The 26,425-nt window shown below is 52.3% G+C and carries 20 protein-coding genes, 1 other RNA gene and 1 pseudogene; 8 read left to right on the top strand and 14 right to left on the bottom strand.

The annotated features are described in order from the left end of the window. Positions 1–65 precede the first annotated feature (65 nt). Positions 66–803: a GntR family transcriptional regulator gene (locus tag NC856_RS12645; RefSeq protein WP_264090786.1), complete on the bottom strand. Its 738-nt coding sequence runs from the start codon at positions 801–803 to the stop codon at positions 66–68. Positions 804–1,391: 588 nt separating this feature from the next. On the opposite strand from NC856_RS12645, the gene NC856_RS12640 reads away from it, so the two are divergent. Beyond that, positions 1,392–2,849: a purine-cytosine permease family protein gene (locus NC856_RS12640; RefSeq protein WP_264090785.1), complete on the top strand. Its 1,458-nt coding sequence runs from the start codon at positions 1,392–1,394 to the stop codon at positions 2,847–2,849. Then, positions 2,846–3,781 (top strand): PfkB family carbohydrate kinase, encoded by a 936-nt coding sequence (locus NC856_RS12635; protein WP_264090784.1) that lies wholly within the window; start codon positions 2,846–2,848, stop codon positions 3,779–3,781. Before NC856_RS12640 ends, NC856_RS12635 begins: the two co-directional genes overlap by 4 nt. A gap of 76 nt (positions 3,782–3,857) precedes the next feature. Here the strand turns inward: NC856_RS12635 and ftsP are convergent, their stop codons facing one another. From ftsP to parC, 3 genes are all read right to left on the bottom strand, one after another. Then, the gene (gene ftsP / locus NC856_RS12630; protein ID WP_264090783.1) at positions 3,858–5,270 is read right to left on the bottom strand and encodes a cell division protein FtsP; all 1,413 of its coding nucleotides are present in this window, start codon (positions 5,268–5,270) and stop codon (positions 3,858–3,860) included. Between the two features lie 94 nt (positions 5,271–5,364). Continuing rightward, positions 5,365–6,102, bottom strand: a complete 738-nt coding sequence (locus NC856_RS12625) for a 1-acylglycerol-3-phosphate O-acyltransferase (RefSeq protein WP_264090782.1) — start codon at positions 6,100–6,102, stop codon at positions 5,365–5,367. Positions 6,103–6,255: 153 nt separating this feature from the next. After that, entirely contained in the window at positions 6,256–8,526 is a 2,271-nt protein-coding gene (parC, locus tag NC856_RS12620; protein WP_264090781.1) for a DNA topoisomerase IV subunit A, read from the bottom strand. A 427-nt stretch (positions 8,527–8,953) separates the two neighbouring features. On the opposite strand from parC, the gene NC856_RS12615 reads away from it, so the two are divergent. Together NC856_RS12615 and NC856_RS12610 are read left to right on the top strand one after the other, a co-directional pair. Then, positions 8,954–9,988, top strand: a complete 1,035-nt coding sequence (locus NC856_RS12615; protein ID WP_264090780.1) for a CAP-Gly protein — start codon at positions 8,954–8,956, stop codon at positions 9,986–9,988. Between the two features lie 307 nt (positions 9,989–10,295). Next, positions 10,296–12,653 (top strand): TonB-dependent receptor domain-containing protein, encoded by a 2,358-nt coding sequence (locus NC856_RS12610; protein ID WP_264090779.1) that lies wholly within the window; start codon positions 10,296–10,298, stop codon positions 12,651–12,653. 101 nt (positions 12,654–12,754) lie between these two features. Here the strand turns inward: NC856_RS12610 and parE are convergent, their stop codons facing one another. From parE to nudF, 5 genes are all read right to left on the bottom strand, one after another. Then, entirely contained in the window at positions 12,755–14,650 is a 1,896-nt protein-coding gene (gene parE / locus NC856_RS12605; RefSeq protein ID WP_264090778.1) for a DNA topoisomerase IV subunit B, read from the bottom strand. A 67-nt stretch (positions 14,651–14,717) separates the two neighbouring features. After that, positions 14,718–15,299: an esterase YqiA gene (yqiA, locus tag NC856_RS12600; RefSeq protein WP_264090777.1), complete on the bottom strand. Its 582-nt coding sequence runs from the start codon at positions 15,297–15,299 to the stop codon at positions 14,718–14,720. Next, on the bottom strand, positions 15,299–16,126 hold the full coding sequence (cpdA, locus tag NC856_RS12595; protein WP_264090776.1) for a 3',5'-cyclic-AMP phosphodiesterase: 828 nt from the start codon (positions 16,124–16,126) through the stop codon (positions 15,299–15,301). Before cpdA ends, yqiA begins: the two co-directional genes overlap by 1 nt. Before the next feature lie 81 nt (positions 16,127–16,207). After that, the gene (locus NC856_RS12590) at positions 16,208–16,639 is read right to left on the bottom strand and encodes a DUF1249 family protein (RefSeq protein ID WP_113865338.1); all 432 of its coding nucleotides are present in this window, start codon (positions 16,637–16,639) and stop codon (positions 16,208–16,210) included. A gap of 4 nt (positions 16,640–16,643) precedes the next feature. Beyond that, positions 16,644–17,276 (bottom strand): ADP-ribose diphosphatase, encoded by a 633-nt coding sequence (gene nudF / locus NC856_RS12585; RefSeq protein WP_264090774.1) that lies wholly within the window; start codon positions 17,274–17,276, stop codon positions 16,644–16,646. Positions 17,277–17,652: 376 nt separating this feature from the next. Here nudF and tolC point away from each other — a divergent pair, with 376 nt between their 5' ends. The 3 genes from tolC to NC856_RS12570 all read left to right on the top strand — a co-directional run bounded on the left by tolC (position 17,653) and on the right by NC856_RS12570 (position 21,100). Beyond that, positions 17,653–19,065, top strand: a complete 1,413-nt coding sequence (gene tolC / locus NC856_RS12580) for an outer membrane channel protein TolC (RefSeq protein WP_264090773.1) — start codon at positions 17,653–17,655, stop codon at positions 19,063–19,065. Between the two features lie 200 nt (positions 19,066–19,265). After that, positions 19,266–19,928 (top strand): DUF1190 family protein, encoded by a 663-nt coding sequence (locus NC856_RS12575; protein ID WP_264090771.1) that lies wholly within the window; start codon positions 19,266–19,268, stop codon positions 19,926–19,928. 11 nt (positions 19,929–19,939) lie between these two features. Then, positions 19,940–21,100, top strand: a complete 1,161-nt coding sequence (locus NC856_RS12570) for a glutathionylspermidine synthase family protein (protein WP_264090769.1) — start codon at positions 19,940–19,942, stop codon at positions 21,098–21,100. 181 nt (positions 21,101–21,281) lie between these two features. Here the strand turns inward: NC856_RS12570 and ygiD are convergent, their stop codons facing one another. Together ygiD and xopAK (NC856_RS12560) are read right to left on the bottom strand one after the other, a co-directional pair. After that, on the bottom strand, positions 21,282–22,067 hold the full coding sequence (ygiD, locus tag NC856_RS12565) for a 4,5-DOPA-extradiol-dioxygenase (protein WP_264090768.1): 786 nt from the start codon (positions 22,065–22,067) through the stop codon (positions 21,282–21,284). Between the two features lie 325 nt (positions 22,068–22,392). Beyond that, positions 22,393–23,151, bottom strand: coding sequence for a XopAK family type III secretion system effector (xopAK, locus tag NC856_RS12560; protein ID WP_264090767.1), 759 nt, complete (start codon positions 23,149–23,151; stop codon positions 22,393–22,395). Between the two features lie 442 nt (positions 23,152–23,593). On the opposite strand from xopAK (NC856_RS12560), the pseudogene NC856_RS12555 reads away from it, so the two are divergent. After that, positions 23,594–23,950, top strand: a pseudogene (locus NC856_RS12555) (transposase); the annotation flags it as partial. A 4-nt stretch (positions 23,951–23,954) separates the two neighbouring features. Here NC856_RS12555 and xopAK (NC856_RS12550) read toward each other — a convergent pair. The 3 genes from xopAK (NC856_RS12550) to rsmI all read right to left on the bottom strand — a co-directional run bounded on the left by xopAK (NC856_RS12550) (position 23,955) and on the right by rsmI (position 26,402). After that, the gene (gene xopAK / locus NC856_RS12550) at positions 23,955–24,707 is read right to left on the bottom strand and encodes a XopAK family type III secretion system effector (RefSeq protein ID WP_264090766.1); all 753 of its coding nucleotides are present in this window, start codon (positions 24,705–24,707) and stop codon (positions 23,955–23,957) included. 401 nt (positions 24,708–25,108) lie between these two features. Next, an RNA gene (gene rnpB / locus NC856_RS12545) (RNase P RNA component class A) lies at positions 25,109–25,489 on the bottom strand. A 25-nt stretch (positions 25,490–25,514) separates the two neighbouring features. After that, positions 25,515–26,402 (bottom strand): 16S rRNA (cytidine(1402)-2'-O)-methyltransferase, encoded by an 888-nt coding sequence (gene rsmI, locus NC856_RS12540; RefSeq protein WP_264090765.1) that lies wholly within the window; start codon positions 26,400–26,402, stop codon positions 25,515–25,517. Positions 26,403–26,425 lie beyond the last annotated feature (23 nt).

Here is a 26,425-nt window from a genome sequence, read left to right as displayed (position 1 = left end):
ATCAGCGCATTTTCTTTTCCGCCGGCAAGCTGCGGCGCTTGCCGGTAAGTCCTCTCGATCTGGTTTTAGTCCGTCACCTGAAACTCATACACATCACTGCGACAGTAAACCTCACAGTACTCCAGTAAATCGCCATGCATATTGTAAGTGTGTTGTCGGGACAGCAACACCGGCGACTCCGCGGGAATGTGCAAATGCTCGGCAATGTCAGCCGGGCAAGCCAATGCCTTCAAACGATAGCGTTTTTTATCCGGGTAGATATTGCGGGCGGCCCAATACTGATAAAGCGAGTGCTCCAGTTGTTCCGGCTCCGGTAATAACGCCAGCGGGATCCATGTGATCTCCAACGATACCGGTTCGCCGTTGATTAAACGAACGCGCCGTAACTTGGTGACCAGTGTATCTGGCGGCAGCGACATTTTCGCTGCTATCGACGCGGGCGCTATTTTATTGACCCGCTCAAGCCACAGATTACCGGCTACCCCGCCCAGACGCAGAACCAATGATGTGAAGCCCGCTTCATCCGAATCCAGAGAATAGTCCAGATGTTGACTGATTCGGGTTCCCACGCCTTGCTGCCGAACAATCAGTCTTTTTTCTTCCAATAACGCCATAGCGCGGGAAACCGTAACACGTGATAACCCGGTTTGTTGAGCAATCAACCTTTCAGCAGGCAAAAACTGACCTGACAGTTCCTTACGCCGACCGATTTCCGTTTCAAGTAGCGAGGCAAGCTGCATATAACGAGGCGCTGAAGAAGGTTCACTCAGCTTATCCCGTATCCAAAGAAGTAGTTCCCGCATATCGCATGCCTTTTATTGTCTTACGCTGCTCTCAGCATACGCAATTGTTAAACACAAACGTTGAGCCAAAATTAGTTTGTCAGATAATTTCTTTAGGACTTAGATTGGCATCATAAAGGTATTAAATTGGACTTGCACGCTTCGTGTAATTTTCGTACACTTTACTCAGAAGTGCCAACACCAGGGGTCATGCAAGTGACCAAACAAAAAAACACCTCACGACATCATTTTGGCTGTCTTTGTTGTCAGCCTGTGGCGCGATGAGAGTGGATTAACTGAAGTCGATAATGCGGCTGTATCCCAAAATATGTCGCCCGCTTTGTTTGGGTCTGGGTCACAGCCGCATCATTTTTTCATCTGCGCTTATCATTTCATTTCTGATTTACACCATACTCATCGCCTTTCAAGCTAAGTTATTACCAGCCGTTAATATTGCATCGGCTAGTATTGATATAACTTTATGATAGGCTGAGTGTTGATGTGGATACGGCAGGAACAGGTGATAACAGCCGTTGTCAGTTGACGTGATGGATTTCACCTTCTTGCTGCCATTCATTGTGAACCTGGGCAAAAAAGGAGCAAGCCAGCATGGGTGAAACACAGCAACAAGATAAATATTCATCAGAAAACAATACCGTCTCAAACGATGCACTCTCACCAGGCAAAACATGGAAAGTAGAAAATACCGGTATTGATTTGGTGCCAGAATCAGAGCGCACCGGTAAGCCACTGGAATTATTCTGGATCTGGTGCGCCGCGAATATCGGTATCCTCGGTATTGTTTACGGCGCCATTGTCGTGTCATTCGGTCTTTCTTTCATTCAGTCCCTCCTTGCCGCCATTATCGGCGTCACCAGCTTTGCGTTGGTCGGTTGTACCTCCTTTGCCGGACAAACCGGACGAACGGCCACCTTGACGCTATCCCGTACCATTTTCGGCTTTAAAGGCAACATTGCCCCTACCGCGCTAAGCTGGTTCACCCTGATGGGGTGGGAAGCGGTGAATCTCATCACCGGTACACTGACGCTCGCCGCATTGTTTGAAGCATTAGGGTTCAACGCCAGCACCATACTGACAGCGGTCTGTCTGGTGCTGTTCGGCGGGCTGACCATCGCCGTCAGTATTCTGGGGCAGAACACGCTGATCTTTTTGCAGAGTTGGATCACGCGTATTTTCGGGACGATGACCCTCGTGGTGGTCATCTATATTCTGTTCAACACGCCGTGGCATACCGTTCTGGCGCTGCCGTCAGGCGACTGGCTGACCGGCTTCCTGCCCGCGGTTTCCGTTATCGCGGCCGGCACCGGCGTAGGCTGGACCATCGCGGGCGCGGACTACAGCCGCTACCAGAGCCCCACATCCAGCCGCCGCCGCGTCTTTGCCGCGGTGGTCGGCGGCGCGGCGCTGCCGTTGGTGCTATTGATGCTGGCTGGCATCCTGCTGTCATCGCAATTGCCCGATCTCGCCAGTTCCGCCAATCCGATTGCTCTGATCGGCACCGTTCTTCCCCCCTGGATGTCCGTGCCTTATCTGTTGACCGCCACCGCGGGCATTGTGACGATTGCCGTGCTCAGTCTCTACTCCGCCAGCCTCAATCTTCTGACCATTGGCGTCAAAGTTCCCCAGTCGATCGCGGTCGCCTTTGACGCGGTGCTGGTCGTCGGCGTCGCCATCTATGTGCTGTTTATTTCCGGTGATTTTCTGACGCCGTTTATCTCTTTCCTGATTTTCTGCGGCCTGTTTCTCGGCCCGTGGTCTGCAATATTTATCCTCGACTACCTGTGGCTCCGTCAGCATCACGGCTACAATCATGACGCCGTGTTCGGCCTGAACGGGAAAAATCTTGGCGTGCGTTGGGTGCCGCTGGTTTGCTGGTTGCTGGGCGCCATTTCCGGTCTGATGGTCACCAAAACCGGCTTTATTGACGGGCCGCTGGCTATCGGTATTTTTGCCAACTCCAGCCTCGGTCTGTTTGTCTCTTTTGGCATTAGCCTGATCACCTACTGGCTTTATCTGTTGATCAACCCGCAAGCGAAACAGTTATGACCGCTTTCATACCTGTACGCCCGATAGTGGTGATTGGCGGCGCTTGCGGCGATATGCTGCTGGCGCTGCCGCGCCTGCCCGTCAGCGGAGAGGATATTGAGGGCCAAGATCTGGGCCAACAGATCGGCGGCTGCGCCTTCAATGTCGCCAGGGTGCTATTTCGACTCAACGTGCCGATCATTAACGGCATGCCGGTCGGTAATGGTCCCTGGGGCAAAGCCGTCGAAGCCGCCATGACGGAGATAAATCTGCCGGTGCTGTTACGCAATACGGAAATGGACAATGGCTGGTGCCTCGCCTTGACCGAACCTGACGGCGAGCGAACCTTTATCGGCATCACTGGCTGCGAAGCGCATTGCAGCCGTGAACTGTTGCAACAGCTTACGCCGCCGGACAATGCCTGGATCTATGTGAACGGCTACGAATTGTTCGGCGAAGGGGGGAAGGCATTACGCGAGTGGATACTGGAACAGCCACAGAAAAAGCTGGTGGATTTCGGGCCGCGCCTGCCGTCCATCCCAGCGGATTTCATTACCGCACTGTCTAATACCGACGCCATACTGACCTTAAACCGCGACGAAACCAGACAGTTATGCGGCGCTGGCGATCCGGTTGCACAGGCAATGCGTTATGCGCAGCGCAGCGGGTTAACGCTGATCTGTAGACTGGATAAGGAAGGAGCGTGGATTTGTCCGCCAGCGGGTGAACCGACGGCCATCGCCGCCTATACGGTCGATGTCGTGGATACCGTCGGCGCGGGCGATGCGCACAGCGGCGGTCTGCTGGCCGGGCTGTCGGCAGGCTGGCCGCTGGTTGATGCCGTCGATCTGGCTAACCGGGTCGCGGCCTGCGTGGTTGCCAGCCAGGGAGCGGCGGGCGCGCCTGACTGGGACACACTACGCCATTACTTTCCGGCTTCACGGTTGCCGTAAGCCAACCCGGTTTCGTTCTATCATTACGGCGCAAGCAGGCCGCTTTTTTACCCGGCGCCGCTGGATAAGCCTCTGATCAAACGGGCGGCTGCACGATAAGTTGCCCCGCAGATCCCCGGTCAGCCATTTCCAGCGTCTGGCTGTAATACAGGAACGGGAAAGCCTGCGATGAAGGCTGGGTGAAATAAACCAGCAATTCGACGTCGTTATCAACCCAGACGGTATCTTTCCAGCCGCCGTCCTCAACCGGCACTGCGCCGCCGTTCACGCTGCGCACCAGAAACTTCACACCCTGTATATGGAACGGCTGTGGCGTATCGGCATGGATCAACCAGCGTTCACAGCGGCCAACCTGTGTTTGCACATCCATGCGGGTCATATCCCACATGGCGCCGTTGATCCCCGGTAGACTGTCGCCCAGACGAAACTCGCGTGTGCGGCTGATGCTGCCTTCAATGATGTTATCCGCCAGCAACCGCATCGGCAGATTGTCCGTCACCAGCGGCAGTAATCCTGTTGGTTTAAGCGTTAATATCTGAGTTGAAATCAGAATGCTGGATGGCTCAAACAGACCGCGCAAGCGATCCATGATCCCGGCTGATTCGCCCGCCGTCAGCGTCACCTCGCCGCCTTCAGCCATATCGACCACGATCTCCCGCCGTTCGCCAGGCGCCAGCGAGATCTGATTCACTGCCATCGGCGCTGGCAGAAGCCCCTGATCGCTGGCAATCACATGCATCGGGCGTCGATCACTCAGATACATCACATAGCGACGGGCATTTGATGCATTCAGCAATCTCAAACGCACCCAACCGCGCGACACTTCCACAAACGGATTCTGAACGCCATTCACCAGTAGCGTATCACCCAGGAAACCGCCGTTGGACGGGCTGTAAATCGGCGCGCCAAAATTATCCAGCCGTTTGTCCTGAATGATTAGCGGGAAATCATCAACGCCATAATGATTGGGAAGCGGAAGCGATTTGCTGGTACTGTCTTCAACCAGCCACAGCCCCGCCAATCCGTTATAGATATGGGCAGCCATGCGGTTCGGCGTATTGGCATGATACCAACAGGTCGCGGCAGGCTGGCGGATCGGCAGCACCGGCGACCAGTCCATCCCCGGCGAGATGATACGAGCCGCGCCGCCCATCAGCGAACCGGGAACCTGCAACCCGCCAATCGTCATCGCCACTGGTTCATTAAGCCGATTGCTGTAAATCAGCTTGACGTCATCGCCGTCATACACCCGTACCGTGGGGCCTAAATATCGGCCATTGATCCCCCAGACCGGGGTTTTGTGAGTATCAATAAAAGCCCAATGGGTGCGTTGCATCGTCAGAAACAGCGGTTGCCCCCGGCGCGACTCCAGTAACGGCGGTATCGGTAATGCGCCGGGAAGTCCATCCGCTTTCGCCGTCAATGGCGTCATCCCCGCACACAACGCAAGACCCGATGCCTGAATAAACTGACGTCGGCTGAGTGACATAATGTCTCCGTAAATCTGTTAAACCGTTTGCAAAGTGTAGCTTCCGACGAGTTACGCGGAAGAAATAACTATTTGGGTTTGGTCTGAGTAAAGCTTATTTTTTTTCCGCCGCTTCGCGTGCCGCGACCTCGGCATCCAGTTGCGCCAGTTTAGCGGCCATCAGATCGTGACAATGTGCGGCCAATTCACGTACCTGCTCTTTGGTGTAAGCATGGGTATCGACAGGCGGCAGCATTTCCACGATAACGAGGCCATTGTTCCAACGATTCAGCTTCACCTTGTTGCTGGTGTTCGAAATGCAAATCGGCACTATCGGCACGCCCGCGCCAATCGCCGCATGAAATGCGCCAGTTTTAAACGGCAGCAGACCACGGCCGCGGCTACGCGTACCTTCAGGGAACATCCAGATGGAAATATTGTGTTCTTTAATATGCTTCACCACCTGCGCGATCGTGCCGTGCGCCTTAGCGCGGTTTTCGCGGTCAATCAGCAGATTGCCCGTCAGCCAGTAAAGCGGACCGAAGAAGGGGATCCACAGCAGACTTTTTTTCCCGACGGTCACGGTGCGCGGTTGTACGGCATTCGATGCGGTAACCATATCGTAATTATTCTGGTGGTTGGCGATATAGATGCAATTACCGTAATGCGCCGCTTCTTCCGGTATGCGTAATTCAACCTTCAGGCCAAACACCACTGACAGCCGCCCGAAAAGACGACCAAATGTCGACACATGTCCGGGGTTTTTGGGACTGAACAGACAGTAAATAGAGCCAAAAATACAGATCAGGACCGATAATACGACCACCACAATAAAACGAACAATGAATAGCATAGCAACCTCATTAGCCAACCGCGCCGCCAGTATAGCGATTTCGCCATAAAAAACACGGTGATTCCTTTGTCGCAAATGGCGTTATGGTTATCAGATAATATCGAAGGGATCAGGCGCGCCGGGACGGTATGATATCGTCCCGGCGCTGATTATTCATTCTTCACTGGCGCCGTAGCCAACCGGTTTGGGCGCATCCACATCAATACGATCGATGCGTTGCAGACCACGCAGCAGCGTTCCTTTTCGTCCGCGTTCTCCCTGATATTTCTGTAGGTCGTTAGGGCGCAGCACCAATTTGCGTTTGCCGAAATACAGCGTAACCGAGGCCTGCGGCGGCAGCAGCAGCAGCCAGGTCAGGCGATCTTTGCCGCTGGCGAAATCCGCGGACGAAATCGACACGATCTTGTTGCCTTTGCCTTTCGATAATTGCGGCAAGTCGGAAACCGGGAACAACAACATTCTGCCGGCAGCGGTTATCGCCATCAGCAAGTTGTCGTCGCCTTTGATTTCAATCGGCGTCAGCGCTTTCGCGTTATCCGGCAGCGTGATAATCGCTTTACCCGCACGGTTGCGCGCCACCAGATCATTGAAGGTACAGACAAAGCCGTATCCGGCATCCGAGGCCATCAACAACGGCTGATCGTCCGCCGCCATCAGCACCTGCTCAATCGTCGCTCCCGGCGGCGGGGTCAGTTTGCCGGTCAGCGGTTCGCCCTGACCGCGTGCGGAAGGCAGCGTGAGCGGATCAAGCGCATAGCTGCGTCCGGTCGAGTCGATAAACACCACTGGCTGGTTGGTTTTCCCTTTCGCCGCGGCGCGGAAGCTATCGCCCGCCTTATAACTCAGTCCGGCGGGATCGATATCGTGTCCTTTGGCGCTGCGCACCCAGCCCATTTCCGATAATACAATCGTCACCGGCTCAGAAGGCACAAAATCGTGCTCGCTCATAGCTTTCGCTTCGCTGCGCTCATGCAGCGGTGAACGACGCTCGTCGCCATAGGCCTGCGCATCCGCCTGAATTTCTTTCTTCAGCAGGTTGCTGAGCTTACGCTCTGACGCCAGCAGCGCCTGAAGCTGATCGCGCTCTTTCGCCAGATCGTCCTGCTCACCGCGGATTTTCATCTCTTCCAGCTTGGCCAAATGACGTAATTTCAGTTCCAGAATCGCTTCGGCCTGGGTTTCACTCAGGCTGAACTGGCGCATCAGTACCGGTTTTGGTTCATCTTCCGTGCGAATGATATGAATGACTTCATCGATATTCAGGAACGCCACCAGCAAACCTTCAAGGATATGCAGGCGCTTGAGCACTTTCTCCAGCCGATAATTCAGACGACGACGCACCGTGTCTCGACGGAATACCAGCCATTCGCTCAGGATCTCGACCAGCCCTTTCACGCGGGGACGACCATCCAGACCGATCATGTTCATGTTGATGCGGTAGCTTTTTTCCAAATCGGTGGTGGCGAACAGGTGGTTCATCACCTGATCGAGATCAATGCGGTTGGAGCGCGGCACCAGCACCAGACGCGTGGGGTTTTCATGATCGGATTCATCACGCAAATCTTCAATCATCGGCAGTTTCTTGGCGCGCATCTGGCTGGCTATCTGCTCCAGCACTTTAGCGCCCGAAACCTGATGAGGCAGCGCCGTGATGACCACGTCGCCCTCTTCTTTCTTCCAGATAGCGCGCATGCGTACCGAACCGCGTCCATTCTGGTATATTTTGCGCACTTCATCGCGCGGAGTGATAATTTCCGCTTCAGTGGGGAAATCCGGCCCCTGAACGTGCTGTAACAACTCATCCAGCGACGCGTTCGGTTTATCAATCAGCGTCACGGCGGCGGCGGCCACCTCACGGATATTGTGCGGCGGAATATCCGTCGCCATCCCGACCGCGATCCCCGTCGTCCCGTTGAGCAAGATGTTCGGCAACCGGGCAGGCAACATCTTCGGTTCCTGCATCGTGCCGTCAAAGTTCGGCACATAGTCGACCGTCCCCTGGCCCAGTTCGCCGAGCAACACTTCCGCATATTTGGACAGCCGCGATTCGGTATAACGCATGGCGGCGAATGACTTCGGATCATCCGGCGCCCCCCAGTTCCCTTGTCCATCCACTAGCGGATAGCGGTAGGAGAACGGTTGCGCCATTAATACCATCGCTTCATAACAGGCGCTGTCGCCGTGCGGATGATATTTACCCAATACGTCACCGACGGTACGGGCGGATTTTTTGAATTTGGCGCTGGCATTCAGGCCCAGTTCCGACATGGCGTATACGATACGGCGCTGTACCGGCTTCAGACCGTCACCGATGAATGGCAACGCCCTGTCCATGATGACGTACATGGAATAGTTCAGATATGCATTTTCAGTAAAGGTATGCAGCGCAAGACTTTCTGCGCCGTCATGAGTCATCTCACTCATTTATCTCACTTTCCTCACATCGCGGCGCGATTATTACGCTTCCCGACACGCCATACGGCGGTATGTTTGGTGGGAATAGTACCGCAAGCGCTGTTCAAAAACACTCATGCGTTTTTTTCGTAGACATGCCTGTCGTTGCCTGCGGCTGAAATAGTAAATTGGCATTATAAATAATGGGGATTTTATATTAGCCATGCTAACAATTTCACTAGTAGCCATATGGTATCGCCCCGAAAGATCCCCCCTGAATACCAGCTAAAAAATTATTAATTAATTGTATTTTATTGATTTTATAGCTGTTTTCTTTTTATTTCCTCACCGTTCCCCTCTGTTTTTTAATTATGACTATACTTTAGCCTGATTAATATTAACACCTTGTTCAACAAGGTGTTAATAGTCTGAAAATAACAGATTAATAGGGGTGGGTATGAACGTTTCGAATGAATTACATGTGGCGAAAAAGATCTCATGGGGCAGTATCATCGGCGGTGTTGTAACCGTATTAGCCGTATCATTATTATTCTCCACGCTTGGCACCGGTTTGGGGTTTTCGATTGTCGATCCTTTGTCGGATGAACCGGTGGATGGCGTGGGAACCACCGTTCTGGTTTGGTCAGCGTTATCCATCATTGTCAGTCTGGCGGCGGGAGCATTTATTGCCGGACGATTAGCGGCGGTAGACGGTTTGATTCATGGCTTTCTGGTCTGGGCGACGGCGCTGATTGTCGCCGCCGTGTTAGGCGGCATGTTGCTTGGCGGCGCGATAAAAGCCACCGGCAACGCGCTCGGCTCAGTGGCATCGCTAACGGGAAACGTGATTTCCGGCGCAGGCTCTGCCGTGGGCGGCGGTATGCAAGGCATCGCCAATCTGGGCGGCAAGGCGTTTGAAAATCTTGATCTGGATACCAGTCTGCAACCGGAACAGATGACCGATGAAGTAGCGGAAGCTTTACGCAACAGCGATATTGAGTCATTGCATCCAGACTATATGCAAAAACAGTTGGAAGGAGCAAAAACCGAGATTGGCGAAGCGATAAAAGCCATTGCCGTCAACCCGGATAACAGTGACGCGATCATCCAGAGTTTGATCGAAAAGCTGAAAGCCCGCGGGGAAGCATTAGCGCAAGACGTGGATCGTGACAGCCTGACCAAAGCGCTGGCAGATAATACCGCCATGACGCAGGAAGAAGTGAACCAAACTGTCGATAACCTGATTGAGGCCAAGAATAAAACGGCCCAGTTGGTCAACCAGCGTCTGAGTGAGGCGGAAGCCCGCATTGAACAGGCCAAACAGCAGTATGCCGACATGAAGCAGAAAACGCGCGAACAGGCGGCGGTTGCCGCTTCCGCCGCTGCACAGGCCGCGTTCTGGTCATTCTTTGCCTTGCTGATTGGCGCTGTCGTCAGCGTATTCGCCGGTTTGTGGGGGGTTAAAACCTGTAACCGGGGCCACATCGCGTAACTGACATTGAGACCATCGTCATACTACAGGCTCCGGGAAAGGGGCCTGTTTTTTATATAAACGTTATTACATAACTCCCTTCTTTATTACCCCGCATATCACCTGCGTATAACTAATCCAAAACGTTTTATTAAGAATTATTCATCATTATTGCAACGGCTAATGATAATGAATAGCATATGATAATAATTATCATTACCTCTTTTTCATCATGTTATAGCCGGTTTGTTTTCTGCCATCGCCATTCATTGCCAGCACGTTATCGCGACGCCGTTGGTCGGACAGAACCATAGCAAAGAGTATCATCATGTTAATTAATAAGAATTTAAATAAGATCTTCCTCAGTGGGATATTAACAGGCATCGCATCAAACAGCGCAGCGGCGGAAACGCCGCCTACCGCCGCCGAACCGACCGGGGACGTGATGATTGTTCACGCGCCGGAAATCGAGAAAAAAGCGGGGTCTTCGGTTTCGATAACCGCTGAGGATATGCAAAAACACGGTGGGAATGACTTCGGCACCATTATGCGTTATCAACCGCTGATTAGTGCGACTGGCTCCAGCGGCGGCGCCTCTAACGGGAAAAGCGGCTTTGATCGTGGCGGTTATACGGGCTACAACATTCGCGGAATTGAAAGCAACCGCGTGGCTATCGATGCCAATGGCATTGCGTTGCCCAACGCGACCGGACGCAGCTATGCCAGCCGCGCCGGATTTAATACCTTCGGCATGGGACGCGACTACATTGACCCTTATCTTTACGGACGCGTCAACATCGAATCTGGCGTAACCCCGGCAGAGAATGCAATCAATGCGCTGGGCGGCAGCGTGTCATTCCGTGCGAAATCAGCCGATGATTACCTAAACGCCAACAAGCGGGAATATTTTGGTTTTCAAAGCGACTACGACTCAGCCAACCGTGGCTGGCATAACGGTATTACGGCGGCGGGCGGAGATGACGAACTACGCGGCATTGTGGTGCTAAGCCGCCGTGATGGTCAGCAAACCCGCAATAACAGCGACGATATCGCGGCTTATCCGGCCAACTGGCACTCCAATGCGTTTTTGGCCTCCGGTATCTGGCAGCCAAATGATGAACATCAGTTCACCGGCACGGTGGACTACTACCATAAAACCAATCACACTCGCTACGATTACTGGGGCAGCCTGCCGAGCAGCAATACCATTTACGGTACGGCGCAGCAAAGCAGCCAGACCCGCCGCTGGAGCGTCAGCCTGAAAGATCGCTGGACGCCGCTCAACAATACGCTGGTCGATCTGATCGATAGCCGCATTTACTTCCAGAACAGTGAATCGCACGATAATACCTGGCTGCCCACCACAACAGGGATCGCCGCCGCTGACAGCCACCGCATCTATTCCGATTACAATGTTAAAACCTACGGGTTGGAAACTCACATGGTGAAAAATTGGGATCGCCATGAGTTCAGTTGGGGTATCAATGCCAGTCAAACCAAAACTGAACGCCCATTCAGGCAAGATCCTAATCAAACGAGCGCCAACAACATTATGCAGCCGGAAGCGGACAGCAATAGTTATACCGTTGGCGGCTTTGTACAGGATACGATTTCCTGGGATCTGGCCGGTCACGCATTTTCCGTCGTCCCTGCTGCGCGCGTGGTGCATCAGCGAACCAAACCGGATAACGCTGGCAGCATGAGCGGCAATGGCAGCGTTATTAATGAATCCGACGTTAACAGATTATACGGTAAAGCCAACAGCGATACGCAGTTCCTGCCTTCACTGAGCTTCCTGTATGACATCACGCCGAAATTGACAACCTATGTGCAATATCGCCGTGGCGCCCAATTTCCAGATGCCAGCCAGCTTTATGGCAGCACCAATCTGGATGCCAACTTTGCCGGCCCTTTCCAATATGCGTTTATTGGCAACAGCGATCTCAAGACAGAAACCAGCAACAACGTAGAATGGGGATTAAAGGGGGAACTGACCGAAGGCGTGACCTTCCGCACCGCGCTGTTCTACAACACCTATAAAAACTTTATTGCCAATACCCGTTACAGCCGTGGCGCCAATCCCGATAGATTTACCAATGTTCCCAGTAATATCAATACGATATACCAGGCTGAAAATCGAGATAAAGCCTATATCTATGGTGGCGAAATCAGCAGCAAAATCAATTTCGGTACGTGGTTCCCAGCCATTGACGGGCTAAGCACCACCCTGGCGTTCGGTTACACCCAAGGTCAATCCAAATCCCGCTATCTGGGCGACCGCTATATTGATCTCGATAGCGTTGCCCCGATGAAAGCGGTCATCGGTATCGCCTATGACGATCCGTCCCAGCGTTACGGTGCGGCGTTGACGTCCACCTTCCAGAAAGGGAAACAGGCACAAGACACTAACCGTCAAAACTATAACAATTCAGGTTCTCCTATTACCGCATCCACCACCGAATACATGCGTGTTCCCGGCTACGGTATGATTGACCTGACGGCTTACTGGCGCGTGCTGCCGAACGTGAAACTGAGCGGCGGCGTGTATAACCTGACGGATCGTAAATACTGGGATTACCTGAGCAGCCGCCAGATTGAAACGATCACGGCTCAGGATCGCTATGATCAGGCATTAGCCGTGCAACCGGGCCGTACCTTCCAGCTTGGCGTTAATGTGGATTTCTGATTCAGATGCAATAAGGCGATGCCGATGCATCGCCTTATCATAGGGACAGAATCACAGGGACAAAACGTGGAAATGTTTTGCGTACTCAGCGGCAACCGACGTTATACCTCGATTTCCGCTTCGTCGCCCTTTTCTTGCAGCCAGTTACGCCGATCTTCGGAACGTTTTTTCGCCAGCAGCATATCCATCATCGCCATGGTTCGATCAACGTCATCGTCACCAATGGTCAACTGCACCAAACGACGAGTATTCGGATCAAGCGTGGTTTCGCGTAGCTGCAACGGGTTCATTTCACCCAACCCTTTGAAGCGCTGTACGTTGGGTTTGCCTTTCTTACGTTTCAGTTGTTCCAGCACACCCGCTTTTTCCTCTTCATCCAGCGCGTAGTAAACCTCTTTTCCCAGATCGATGCGGTATAACGGCGGCATCGCCACGTAGACATGGCCGCCGCGCACCAGCGCCCGGAAATGACGGACAAACAGGGCGCACAACAGCGTGGCGATGTGCAAACCATCAGAGTCCGCATCCGCCAGAATACAGATCTTGCCGTAACGCAACTGGCTGAGATCGTCACTGTCGGGATCGATACCGATCGCCACCGAAATATCATGCACCTCCTGAGAGGCCAGCACTTCATCGGAAGCCACTTCCCAGGTGTTCAGGATCTTCCCCTTGAGCGGCATAATCGCCTGAAACTCGCGTTCGCGCGCCTGTTTCGCCGATCCGCCCGCGGAGTCCCCTTCCACCAGAAACAGTTCGGTACGATTCAAATCCTGCGAAGTGCAGTCCGCCAGCTTGCCGGGCAACGCCGGGCCGCTGGTCAGTTTTTTACGCACCACCTTCTTGGCCGCGCGCATACGCCGCTGAGCGCTGGAGATCGCCAGTTCAGCCAGTTGTTCCGCAGCCTGAACGTTCTGATTCAGCCACAAGCTGAATGCATCTTTCACCACGCCGGAAACAAACGCGGCGCACTGGCGCGAAGACAGACGCTCTTTGGTCTGTCCGGCGAACTGCGGCTCCTGCATTTTTACCGATAGCACATAAGCACAGCGCTCCCAGATATCGTCGGCGCTCAGCTTCACCCCACGCGGCAGAATATTGCGGAATTCACAGAACTCGCGCATCGCATCCAGCAACCCTTGCCGCAGGCCGTTAACGTGCGTGCCGCCCATCGGCGTGGGGATCAGGTTAACGTAGCTTTCCGTCAGCAGGTCGCCGCCTTCCGGTAGCCACAGCAACGCCCAGTCCACGGCTTCGGTATCCCCGGCGATGGAGCCCAGAAACGGTTTTTCCGGCAGGGTGATCAAACCATTCACCGCTTCACACAGGTAATCGTTCAGACCATCCTGATAGCACCAGCGCTGTTCGGTATTGTTGAGCTTGTCCTTGAAAACGATCTCGACGCCGGGGCACAGCACCGCTTTGGCTTTCAACAAGTGCGTCAGGCGCGATACCGAAAAGCGCGCACTATCGAAAAATTTCGCATCCGGCCAGAAATGTACCCGCGTACCGGTATTACGGCGGCCACAGGTTCCCGTTACCGTGAGATCCTGCACTTTGTCGCCGTTTTCAAACGCCATGTCATAGACTTGTCCGTCGCGTCGAACCGTTACCTCCACGCGCGATGACAGGGCGTTAACCACGGAAATCCCCACGCCATGCAAGCCGCCGGAGAACTGGTAGTTTTTGTTGGAGAACTTGCCGCCGGCGTGTAACCGGCACAGAATCAACTCAATGGCCGGCACGCCTTCTTCCGGGTGGATATCCACCGGCATACCGCGGCCATCATCAATGACTTCCAGTGACTGATCGTCATGCAGAATCACATCAATACGCCGCGCATGTCCCGCCAATGCCTCATCGACGCTGTTATCTATCACCTCTTGCCCCAGATGATTAGGGCGTGTGGTATCGGTATACATGCCCGGACGACGGCGCACCGGCTCCAGTCCGCTGAGTACTTCAATCGCATCAGCGTTATAGCTTGATTGAGTCATGGTTTGAATTAATTCTTTGTTTTAAAAAGATTATTTACAGGATCGTTTTCAATGAAATCCGCGGTGATCAGTCTGCCGTCAAGCCCAGAAAATTCACTATGGGCGCAAAAAAGTGTTCAAATCCGACAAAGGCATGATTGCCTCCCGATTCCACTGTTTGACGACAGTGCGTGTAATAGGCGACCGCCTGACGATAGTCCAGAACTTCATCCCCGGTCTGAAGCAACAACCAGAGCAAATCCGGCGATTCCAGCGGTTCAACCTGCATCACTTTCAGATCGTAAACGTGCCGTGACTCTAGCACATATTGCTCGCCTGTGTAGGGGTTCTGATATTCGCCCAAATGGTCGAGCAACAGCTCAAACGGTCTGATGGCCGGATTCACCACAACCGCAGGCAGGGTGAAGCACTGGGATAACCAGGTGGCATAATAACCACCGAGCGAGGAACCAACAATGCCCAGCGGATGTCCGGCGTGCGCCATCACCAGCGACTCCATCAACTCGGCTGCTTGCGCCGGGTAAGGCGGAAGTTGCGGGATCAGCATGTCAATATCAGGGTGCCGGCTTGCCAGCCAGCGCTTCAGCGCGGTGGCTTTCGCCGAATCGGGGGTGCTGTTGAAGCCGTGAAGATAGAGTAAGGTCGGCATTAATAACCGTCCGAATTCATATCCGGCAGAAATTCACTCCCCGACAGACGATACACCGTCGTCTCCAGACGGCCATCAGGCATCAGATCCAGATGACGCCAGCCGGGTGCGACATCATCAATGGTAAAACTGGTGCAGTGTGGTTTGAACTGCACACAAGTCGACGGCGTTGCCAGCACACGGCGGCCATGCCAGTCGAGATCCATTTCCTGGTGGATATGTCCGCACAGAATGGTATTCACCCGCGGGTAGCGCTCCAGCACCGCGTCCAGATGATGCGCATTACGCAAGCTGTGCTGGTCAAGCCAGGTGCAGCCGCAAGGCGAAGGATGATGATGCAGTAAAAGCAGTGTGTAGCGATCAGGCTGGCTTTGCAGGCAGCGCTCCAGCCACTCAAGCTGATAATCGCTCAGTTCGCCATGCGGCACGCCAAAGACCTGACTATCAAGCAGCACGATCTGCCATTTATCGCCGACCAGCACATGTTTGGAGGGCGCAATCCCCGCTTGCGCCAACGCATCCACCATGGCGGGTTGAAAATCATGATTGCCCGGCAACCACACGCAAGGCGCGACCAGTTGCCGGATGCCACGCGTAAAGTGATGATAGGCTTCAAGAGAGTGATCCTGCGCCAGATCTCCCGTCGCGACGATCAAATCGAACTTTCCCTGCTGGGCTTTTATGGCATTCAGTACCGCGTGATAGCTGCGATAGGTGTTAATACCAAGCAATGTTTCATGCTCGCCGGCAAACAGGTGGGTATCTGTTATCTGTAAAATCCTGATTCTGGCCCCACTCGCCACAGGAAGTGTCAACAGGCTTTCCAAATGGTGTCCTTGGTTACTTAAATCTGTCTATACCCGTCATCTTGCAAGTCACAGAGGCATTGGCCTCCCGTGTCTTGAAATCTATTGGGTATCAAAAACCGGAATCGACATCGAACCATACGCCAAACAATACCTTAGCCAATCAGCAAGAAACTGATTAATTTGATGCTTTTCGTCACGTTGATGTAACTTGTTATTCGGATAATCATAACGTGCTTTGAAACGGAAGATCTGCTGACTGGCACACACTTCCGCAACCAGCGCGTCATGATACAGTCTGACCGTCATCATTGGCAGGCTCCAGTAGCTTACCGTCGGCGCGGTCTGCTTAATTTCAACCAGCGAAGTATAACGGGTAGACTCAAGGATCGTTAAACGATAGACCGCATGATTAACGTGATAAACCGCGGTTTCACCGACTTCGTCAATACGGGGCAGCAAACGCCGTAATTGCATAAAATTGGTTTCGCATAACCTCATCATTGCCGGGAAATCCGGGGTATAACGCTTCATAAATTCAATCCACCCACGTGTTTCTCAGTTTCTCATGGTGCAACGCCAACCATTGCAAGGCAATGACAGACGCCGCGTTATCAATAATTCCTTGCTCAACCCATTGATAGCTCTGCTCGCGGCTGACGACATGCACGCGAATATCTTCATTTTCTTCCGCCAGACCGTGAATGCCGATCGCCGTGCGGGTATCCACCTCGCCTACCATAACAGCCAGACGCTCACTGGCGCCACCCGGACTGGCAAGGTAGCTGATTATCGGTTGGCAGCGCCCCACCGTCAGCCCGGCTTCCTCAAGGGCTTCACGTCGGGCAACCTCTTCCAGACTCTCGTCCGGCTCAATCATGCCTGCCACCAACTCAAACAACCAGGGGGAAGCGCTGGTGTCATAGGCGGCGATACGAATCTGTTCGATCAAGACAACCTCATCCCGTACAGGATCATAAGGCAACAGAACCACCGCGTGACCACGCTCAAAAATCTCACGACTCACTTCGCCGCTCATTTCACCATTAAACAGACGATGGCGAAAACGATAGCGTTGCAATGAAAAAAAACCGCTGTATAGCGTTTCACGTGCAATAATTTCCACATCATCTTTCGTAAACGTAACCGGACCAGAGACTGAAGACCCCATGACTAAACTCCTATAATGAGTATTGATGGAATCCGGTATTGTAGGACGGAAATCCTTGTCATTATACTCATCGTTGTTTTGATGGATTTGATTTTGATAGTTTCGTTTGTGGTAGATTTATCGTCTCTCAGCCCGGTTTTTGTACAGACTGATGATAACGGACGTTCTGAAGCGGTCGCGCGTCTCCGGCAAAACGCACCGTTCAGGCCTGAATCGTCAATAACATTAATCGGTTCGGACAACATCCACGGCAAGATGGCACGTTCAGCTACCTTATCCTATTGGCAGATTCTGATAGAATCGACAATTATTTATTCGTCTTATAGATAGCGCAACCATCAACCATAGCGACATTGCGGCACAACAAGGAATGCAAATGAAGAAATTGCTCCCTCTTCTCATCGGTTTGAGCCTGGGCAGCTTTAGTGTCATGGGCCATGCGGAAAATCTCTTACAGGTTTATCAGCAAGCAAAAAACACCAATCCTGATTTACGCAGCGCCGCCTCTGTTCGCGATGCCGCGTTTGAAAAAATCAATGAGGCGCGTAGTCCATTGCTGCCGCAGTTGGGACTGGGCGCTGATTATACCTATAACAACGGTTATCGCGACAATAATGGCGTGGACAGCAATGTGAAAAGCGCATCATTGCAGTTGACGCAGACCCTGTTCGATATGTCCAAATGGCGCGCGCTGACATTACAGGAAAAGCAGGCGGGCATTGAGGATGTCACTTATCAAAGCGCGCAACAGGCGTTGATTCTGAACACCGCTACCGCCTATTTCAATGTGCTGCGCGCGATTGATTCGCTGTCCTACACCAACGCTCAGAAACAGGCGATTTACCGCCAGTTGGATCAGACCACGCAACGCTTCAATGTCGGTCTGGTCGCCATTACCGACGTCCAGAACGCCCGCGCGCAATATGACAGCGTGCTGGCGAATGAAGTGCTGGCGCGTAATACGCTGGATAATGCGCTGGAATCCTTGCGTCAGGTTACCGGGAATTTTTACCCGCAGTTGGCGGGGCTGAATATTGAACGTTTCTCGACGCAGCAACCAGAGCAGGTCAATAACCTGTTGAAAGAAGCTGAAAACCGCAACCTGAACCTGCTATCCGCTCGTTTGAGTCAGGATCTGGCGCGTGAGCAAATCCGGCAGGCGCAAACCGGCCATATGCCGACGCTGGATCTGACCGCATCGACAAGCGTCAGCGATACTCGCTATTCCGGCTCTCAGACACGCAACAGCAATCAGTTCAATGACAGCGACGCCGGTCAAAACCAGGTCGGCATCAATTTCACGCTGCCGCTCTACAGCGGCGGCGCCACCAGTTCTCAGGTGAAACAGGCGCAGCACAGTTTTGTCAGCGCCAGCGAATTGTTGGAAAGCGCTCATCGTTCAGTGGTGCAGACGGTGCGCTCGTCGTTTAACAACATCTCCGCCTCTATCAGCAGCATCAATGCTTACAAACAGGCTGAAGTGTCCGCACAAAGCTCGCTGGATGCGATGGAAGCTGGCTATCAGGTCGGCACCCGCACGATTGTCGATGTGCTGGACGCCACCACCACGTTGTATAACGCCAAGCAGCAGCTTTCCAGCGCGCGTTATGACTATCTGATCAATCAGTTAAACATTAAATCCGCGCTGGGTACGCTCAATGAAAGCGATCTGCAAACGCTGAACGCCGCGTTAGGTCAACTGGTATCAACCACGCCGGCGGTCACCGGCAGCGACGGCGGCGCGCCGCTCGCCAACATGACCTCCGCATCGTCGGCGCCGCTTCAGTAAACTTACCGCTCAGGGGAACATTTGTTCCCCTGTTCATTCCTGTCAGCCCGATAACGCGAAACGTCGCACAGCGGAATGTATAGCAACGTAAAGAGTCGCTTGGTCACGGCCATTGGCGCTTTAAATTCCATTAACCTTCCCCTATTCTTAGCCCACAAGTTGGTTATTCGGCATGACGCCTTTTCTCTGGGATTAACACGATGAAACGTACAAAAGATATTAATCAGGAAACTTTCCGTAAGGGATGGCGGACATACCGTCTGGCGCCGGTCGCGTTAGCGGTCAGTGCGGTATTTGTTTTGGCCGGTTGTGAACAGACTGATGAAACCGTGTCTCTGTATCAGAATGCCGACGACTGCTCCGCCGCCAATCCATCCATGAGCGAACAATGCACCACAGCTTACAATAACGCCTTGAAAGAAGCGGAGAAAACCGCGCCCAAATACGCGACCCGCGAAGACTGCGTGGCCGAGTTTGGCGAAGCGCAGTGTACGCAGGCACCGGCTCCCGCACAGGCAGGCATGGCTGCTGAACCGCAACAAAGCGGCAGTTTCTGGATGCCGCTGATGGCCGGTTACATGATGGGCCGGATGATGGGCGGCGGCGCGGGTTATGCCCAGCAACCGCTGTTTACCTCAAAATCGCCGACCAGTCCGGCTAACGGCAAGTTTGTCGATGCCACTGGCCGGAACTACGGCAATGCCACCACAGGTCGTTCCATTACCGTCCCCAAAACAGCGCTGGCGCCTAAACCGGCAACCACATCCACCGTCACGCGTGGCGGCTTCGGTGAAACCGTCGCCAAACAGACCAGTATGCAGCGCAGTAGCGCCAGTTCATCCTCCCGCAGCATGGGTGGTTGAGGACATATTTGATGAAGCGGATAGAGATTCAGGAACGTCCTGACTGGCGTGAAAAAGCGACTGAGTTCGGTTTTCGTTTTCATACCATGTATGGCGAGGCTTACTGGAGTGAAGAGGCTTACTACCAGTTTACGCTGGCTCAAATCGAAGAGCTTGAAGACACCACGGCGGAACTACACCAGATGTGTCTGCAAGTGGTGGATAAGGTCGTCAACAGTGAACAACTGCTGACGAAATTTCGCATCCCCAAACATACCTGGGATTTTGTCAGAACCTCATGGCGCACCAACCAGCCATCGTTGTATTCACGCCTCGATCTGGCTTATGACGGCCAGACGCCGGCCAAACTGCTGGAGAATAATGCCGATACCCCGACGTCACTGTACGAATCGGCGTTTTTCCAGTGGCTGTGGCTGGAAGATCAAATCAAGTCAGGACAGTTGCCGCCAAGCGCCGATCAGTACAACAGTATTCAAGAAAAACTGATCGAACGTTTCGAAGATCTGAAGCTGAACCATGGTTTCGGATTGATGCATTTCGCCTGCTGCCAGGATACCGAGGAAGACCGCGGTACAGTGCAATATCTTCAGGATTGCGCGCTGGAAGCCGGTCTGCCAAGCGAATTTCTGTACATGGAAGAGATCGGGCTTGGTGAGAAAGGCCAGTTTACCGATCTGGAAAATCAGGTTATCAGCAACCTGTTCAAGTTGTATCCGTGGGAGTTCATGCTACGGGAAATATTCTCAACCAAGCTTGAAGACGCCGGGGTTCGCTGGCTGGAACCCGCCTGGAAAAGCATTATCTCCAATAAGGCATTGCTGCCGATGCTATGGGAAATGTTCCCGAATCATCCTAACCTGCTTCCCGCTTATTTTGCCGAAGATGATCATCCCGCGCTGGAAAATTACGTCATCAAGCCACTGTTTTCGCGTGAAGGCGCCAACATTCAAATAGTAGAAAACGGTAAGGAAATTGCTTCGGTGGGCGGCCCTTACGGTGAAGAGGGAAAAATCATTCAGCAATATCATCCACTGCCGAAATTCGGCGACAGCTATACGCTGATCGGTAGTTGGCTTATCAATGATCAACCCTGCGGCATCGGGATGCGCGAAGATCGTCAGATCATCACCCAGGATCTGTCACGTTTCTATCCGCATATCATTCTGGATTGATGACTGTAAATTACATACCCTAAATAATTCGAGTTGCAGGAAGGCGGCAAGCGAAGGAATCCCGATGAGCTTACACCAGTAAGTGATTCGGGTGAATGAGCGCAGCCAACGCACCTGCAACTTGAAGTATGACGGGTATAGGCACGGTCTTAACAACCGTGCCTCTGTCCGCATAACGCGCTTATCCCACCTGCACCGACAACATGCTTATCGAGCCCATATCAAGACCATCGATCGGGATACTGATAGCTTCTTTACCATCCCAGCCGCCCAGCACATAAAGCAGCGGCAGAAAGTGATCCGGCGTCGGATTGGATAATGCGGCGCCTTCATGCTGCATAAAATTTACCAGCGGATGATCGTCGCCCTGATACGTCAGATTATCTCGTACAAACTGATTGAACGACACCGCCCACGGATAGGGTTCTCCGCCGCCATCCCATTTAATCATGCGCAGATTATGCACCACGTTGCCACTGGCGACGATCATGAAACCTTCATCACGTAACGTAGCCAGTTTGCGCCCCAGTTCATAGTGGTGCGCGGCAGGCTGCGTACCGTCCACGCTGAGTTGCACAACCGGAATATCCGCATTGGGATACATCTTGATCAATACGCCCCAGGAACCGTGATCAAATCCCCATTCGCTCTGATCGGCAACAACCGGATGCGGTGCTAGTACCTGTTGGATCTTCGCCGCCAGTTCAGGCGAACCCGGTGCAGGATACTTCGTATCAAACAGCGCCTGCGGGAAACCGCCGAAGTCATGAATGGTTCTCGGTTTTTCCATAGCGGTTACCGCTGTACCGCGGGTATACCAATGTGCTGATACGGCAATGATGGCTTTTGGCCGCGGCAATGATTCGCCCAACGCTTGCCATGTTTGTGTATAAGGGTTGTTCTCCAACACGTTCATCGGGCTACCATGGCCGAGGAACAGTGCGGGCATCCGGGAAGTGTTGCTCATAAGAATATCCTCAGAAAAAATATCAATGTTGTGCCATCGCACGTGATGAAAGCTACTTTACCCCCTTTGCGCCGCGGATAAAGCCGGATATCTATGATGGAGAGATTCAATAAATTTGAAGAGATGACAGCGGACAAGAAAACGTCCGCCATAAGCCATAAAGTAAACTCCGGCCTTTCGCCAAACGAATATGACAATGGATGAAAAATTGCTGTGCGGCAGGTGTCCTGATTTCGTGATTCACTACATAAAACCGACGATGGAATAATGTGATAAACAGGCTATATGAAGGCGTATATGGCTATTTTTATACTGGACACAAGTGCTAATTCCTTGCTCTTTTCGTGTCAGGGGTATCAGAAAAACTGCTGCTTCCCGTGTCGCTGTCATAATCTTCACCATCACTATATAGCGGCTCCGTGCTGAAATAAATATTATCGGGCGTCATCAAAAGATTGACGTATTCTCCAGAATAAATATCTTCCCAAATGCTGGTGTGAAGGCGAACACCCTGAATATTAAATTGCTGACGTAAGGATAGCAGTTCTCTTTCCGCACTCAATGAGCCCAAATCCGGGTCTGCTGACATAGATCCGCCGACGAGGTACATTTTTGCATTACCCGCCCCTTTTTCATCCATTTTGCTTCTCAATAATTGCAACGCGTCGGCAGGCTCCATCCTTACGCCCGTATAGTGACAAAGCCCCATAATAGTTTCATTTCTGCTATTGAGGCCACGCGCGCAAATTCCGATACATTTGGAAAGACCTGACGTTCCTATATAATCGAAATTATCTTTTGAAGCATTAATGACTTCACATTCATCGAGATCGATATCTTTTACTTTCTTCCCTTCCATGACTCTGGCAGGAGGTTCATCAACCTCCTGTATCTCTCTGGAGGAAAATAAGTCTGCATATTGTCTTTCAAGTTGCTTAAAAGGCGCCATGTCTCTTGCCGTCAGCCGCGGCGAATCTGATGAGCTCCCGCTACACGGTACGCCGTCAGGATGGTCGTTAAGCCCATCCACGGAATCATACGCGGTATATCTCCAGGGATTAGTGATGGTGAGATCAGTTGGCATCTTTTATATCCTTATGTTGGTTTAATTTATTACTGCAATAATTATTTTTCATGAGGCCAATAGATATTCTAAAGAATGTTGCTTGTAGCAAGGCGGCAAACTCGGAAATATCCAGGGACTTAATCTAACTAAGCGGCTGAGTGAGCGTGTTCGGCCAATATAGATGCGACGGTCTATAAATTAAATACGCAAGGGCATATTAATGGGAAGCATCAGCCTCATCATGGATATCAGTGTGTAGGAAAAACGCTCTTTTAGTTCCCTGAGTACGACGACGCCCAGGTTCGTTGCAAAGCGGCGACTAACTACGGCGGAATATAAGAAAGAGGCAACAACCGTTGGCGTATCTCATTTTATTGTTGAGCACCTGAGGAGACAGTAATTTAAATTGTGTATCTGCCTGTTTTTGATATCGTCACTCCGATAACGGAGACAGGTCATTATGGACGAAAAAAAACTTAAAGCCCTTGCGACTGAACTGGCTAACGGCCTTAAAACCGAAGCCGATCTTAATTAGTTTTCCCGTATGCTGACCAAGCTTAACGTTGAAACGGCGCTAAATGCTGAGCTGACTGATTACCCCGGACACGAGAAGATTCCCCCTAAAAAAGCTCAAACACACGCAACGGCTATTCGTCAAAAACGTTGCTATGTGCCGATGGCGAGATTGAACGTAGCACGCCCCGTGACCGCGAAAACACCTTCGAGCCTCAGTTGATAAAGAAAAACCAAACGCGTATCACGCAGATGGCAGATGGATAACCAGATTTTATCCCTGTATGCCAAAGGAATGACCACTACAGCTAATTTCTTGCCCTTTTAGCGTCAGGCGTATTAGATGAACTGCTACTCCCCGCGTCACTACCGTAGCCATCGTTATATAGCTCCTCTGTGCTAAAATAAATATTATCAGGCGTCATCACAAGATTGACCTGTTCATCGGCATAAATATCTTCACAAATACTGGTATGAAGACGAACACCTTGGATATTAAATTGCTGACGCAAGGATAGCAGTTCTCTTTCCGCACTCAATGAGCTCAAATCCGGGTCTGCCGACATAGCGCCACCGACGAGGTACATTTTTGCATTACCCGCTCCCTTTTCATCCATTTTGCTTCTCAATAATTGCATCGCATCGGCAGGTTCTGTCTCTACCCCTGTATAGTGACATAACCCCATAATGGTTTCATTTCTGCTGTTGAGGCCACGCGCGCAAATGCCGATACATGTTGAAAGGCCTGACGTTCCTATATAGTCGAAATTATCTTTTGAGGCATTAATGACTTCACATTCATCAAGGTTAACCACTTTTATTCTCTTTCCTTCCATAACTCTGGCAGGAAGTTCATTAACTTCCTGTATCTCTCTGGAGGAAAATAAGTCTGCATACTGTCTTTCAAGTTGCTTAAAAGGGGCCGTTTCTCTTGCCGTCAGCCGCGACGAATGAGATGAACTCCCGCTACACGGTACGCCATCAGGATGGTCGTTAAGTCCATCCACGGAATCATACGCGGTATATCTCCAGGGATTAGTGATGGTGAGATCAGTTGGCATATTCTATATCTTCATGCTGGTTTGATTTATTACTAGACGGATTATTTTTCATGAGGCCAATATATATATTCTAAATAATTTTAATTATAGCAAGGCGACAAACTCGGAAACCTCCAGGAACTTATATAACTAAGTGGCTGGGTGAGCGTGTACAGCCAAGATAGCTGCGGTGGGTAGATAAATTAAATGCGCAAGAGCATGTTAATGGGAAGCATCAGCCTCATCATGGATATCAGTGTGTAGGAAAAACGTTCTTTTAGTTCCCTGAGTAAGACGATCTTCAGGTTCGTAACAAAGTGACGACACACTACGGCGGAATATTAAGGGAGAGGCAACAACCGTTGGCGTATCTCATCTTGCTTTTGAGCACCTGAGATACGCCAACGTATTGTTTTAGAAGAAGTTGGAGTTGACCGTTAAGCCGGGTTCTGTCGTGGACAGTCATTCATCTAGGCCAGCAATCGCTCACTGGCTCAAGCAGCCTACCCGGGTTCAGTACGGGCCGTACCATGTGAACCCCTATTTGGCCTTGCTCCGGGTGGAGTTTACCGTGCCACGAACTGTTGCCAGCCGCGCGGTGCGCTCTTACCGCACCCTTTCACCCTTACCTGATCCCGCTTAAGCGCGGGCCATCGGCGGTTTGCTCTCTGTTGCACTAGTCGTAGGTTTGCACCTCCCAGGCGTTACCTGGCACCCTGCCCTATGGAGCCCGGACTTTCCTCCCCTTCATCTGTCTCCCCCGAAAGGGACGGCAATGAAGCGGCGACTGTCTGGTCAACTCCGGCGCGGATAATAGGGCAAAATGCCCTACTTGTCATCCTCAGATTCACGGCCGTCGCCGTCTTGTTCCAACGCATAGCGATAAAGCGCGTTTTTCTTCACGCCATGAATTTCCGCCGCCAGCGCCGCGGCCTTTTTCAATGGCAGTTCCGCGCGCAACAAAGCCAGCGTGTGCAAGGCCGTGGCAGGCAGTTCGCGCTCATCCGCCTGATGCCCTTCCACGATCAGCACCATCTCGCCCTTACGACGATTCTCATCTTCTTTCACCCAGGCCAGCAGTTCGCCCACTGGCGCGCCCTGAATCGACTCCCAGGTTTTGGTGATTTCCCGCGCCAGCACCACATAACGTTGCGCGCCCATGACCTCAACCATGTCCTGCAAGCTATCCAGCAATCGATGCGTTGATTCGTAAAAAATCAGCGTGCGCGGTTCTTCCAACAGTGCGCGCAACACATCTTTTCGCGCTTTGGTTTTGGCGGGCAGAAAACCTTCATAGCAAAACCGATCGGAGGGCAGTCCGGCTGCCGATAGCGCGGCAATCGCCGCACAAGCGCCCGGCAATGGAACAACGCGGATACCGGCTTCACGGCAGCGTCTGACCAGATGATAGCCAGGATCGTTAATCAGCGGCGTACCCGCATCGGAAACCAGCGCAATACTTTGTCCAGACTGCAACTTCGCCAGCAATGTGTCTGCTTTTTGCTGTTCATTGTGATCGTGTAATGCGAACAGCCGCGCATTAATAGCAAAATGTTGTAACAGCAAACCGGTATGACGGGTATCCTCAGCGGCAATTAAATCAACACGCTGCAACACCGCCAACGCCCGCTGAGTGATGTCGCCCAGATTGCCTATCGGCGTAGGGACAATGTAGAGGGTGGATGCAGAAATGTCTGCTTGTTGGTCTTGATTCATTGTTTCATCCGGGTTGCCGATTT

The organism is Brenneria izbisi (assembly GCF_025840185.1).
GTDB lineage: Bacteria > Pseudomonadota > Gammaproteobacteria > Enterobacterales > Enterobacteriaceae > Brenneria > Brenneria izbisi.
Note: the sequence above shows the minus strand (reverse complement) of the source record. Positions and strands in the feature narration are given on the sequence as shown.

What these genes read in the sequence shown, in the direction of transcription:
- NC856_RS12645 (WP_264090786.1), bottom strand. Translation starts at nt 803, where the DNA reads ATGCGGGAACTACTTCTTTGGATACGGGATAAGCTGAGTGAACCTTCT.
- NC856_RS12640 (WP_264090785.1), top strand. Translation starts at nt 1,392, where the DNA reads ATGGGTGAAACACAGCAACAAGATAAATATTCATCAGAAAACAATACC.
- NC856_RS12635 (WP_264090784.1), top strand. Translation starts at nt 2,846, where the DNA reads ATGACCGCTTTCATACCTGTACGCCCGATAGTGGTGATTGGCGGCGCT.
- ftsP (WP_264090783.1), bottom strand. Translation starts at nt 5,270, where the DNA reads ATGTCACTCAGCCGACGTCAGTTTATTCAGGCATCGGGTCTTGCGTTG.
- NC856_RS12625 (WP_264090782.1), bottom strand. Translation starts at nt 6,102, where the DNA reads ATGCTATTCATTGTTCGTTTTATTGTGGTGGTCGTATTATCGGTCCTG.
- parC (WP_264090781.1), bottom strand. Translation starts at nt 8,526, where the DNA reads ATGAGTGAGATGACTCATGACGGCGCAGAAAGTCTTGCGCTGCATACC.
- NC856_RS12615 (WP_264090780.1), top strand. Translation starts at nt 8,954, where the DNA reads ATGAACGTTTCGAATGAATTACATGTGGCGAAAAAGATCTCATGGGGC.
- NC856_RS12610 (WP_264090779.1), top strand. Translation starts at nt 10,296, where the DNA reads ATGTTAATTAATAAGAATTTAAATAAGATCTTCCTCAGTGGGATATTA.
- parE (WP_264090778.1), bottom strand. Translation starts at nt 14,650, where the DNA reads ATGACTCAATCAAGCTATAACGCTGATGCGATTGAAGTACTCAGCGGA.
- yqiA (WP_264090777.1), bottom strand. Translation starts at nt 15,299, where the DNA reads ATGCCGACCTTACTCTATCTTCACGGCTTCAACAGCACCCCCGATTCG.
- NC856_RS12590 (WP_113865338.1), bottom strand. Translation starts at nt 16,639, where the DNA reads ATGAAGCGTTATACCCCGGATTTCCCGGCAATGATGAGGTTATGCGAA.
- nudF (WP_264090774.1), bottom strand. Translation starts at nt 17,276, where the DNA reads ATGGGGTCTTCAGTCTCTGGTCCGGTTACGTTTACGAAAGATGATGTG.
- tolC (WP_264090773.1), top strand. Translation starts at nt 17,653, where the DNA reads ATGAAGAAATTGCTCCCTCTTCTCATCGGTTTGAGCCTGGGCAGCTTT.
- NC856_RS12575 (WP_264090771.1), top strand. Translation starts at nt 19,266, where the DNA reads ATGAAACGTACAAAAGATATTAATCAGGAAACTTTCCGTAAGGGATGG.
- NC856_RS12570 (WP_264090769.1), top strand. Translation starts at nt 19,940, where the DNA reads ATGAAGCGGATAGAGATTCAGGAACGTCCTGACTGGCGTGAAAAAGCG.
- ygiD (WP_264090768.1), bottom strand. Translation starts at nt 22,067, where the DNA reads ATGAGCAACACTTCCCGGATGCCCGCACTGTTCCTCGGCCATGGTAGC.
- xopAK (WP_264090767.1), bottom strand. Translation starts at nt 23,151, where the DNA reads ATGCCAACTGATCTCACCATCACTAATCCCTGGAGATATACCGCGTAT.
- xopAK (WP_264090766.1), bottom strand. Translation starts at nt 24,707, where the DNA reads ATGCCAACTGATCTCACCATCACTAATCCCTGGAGATATACCGCGTAT.
- rsmI (WP_264090765.1), bottom strand. Translation starts at nt 26,402, where the DNA reads ATGAATCAAGACCAACAAGCAGACATTTCTGCATCCACCCTCTACATT.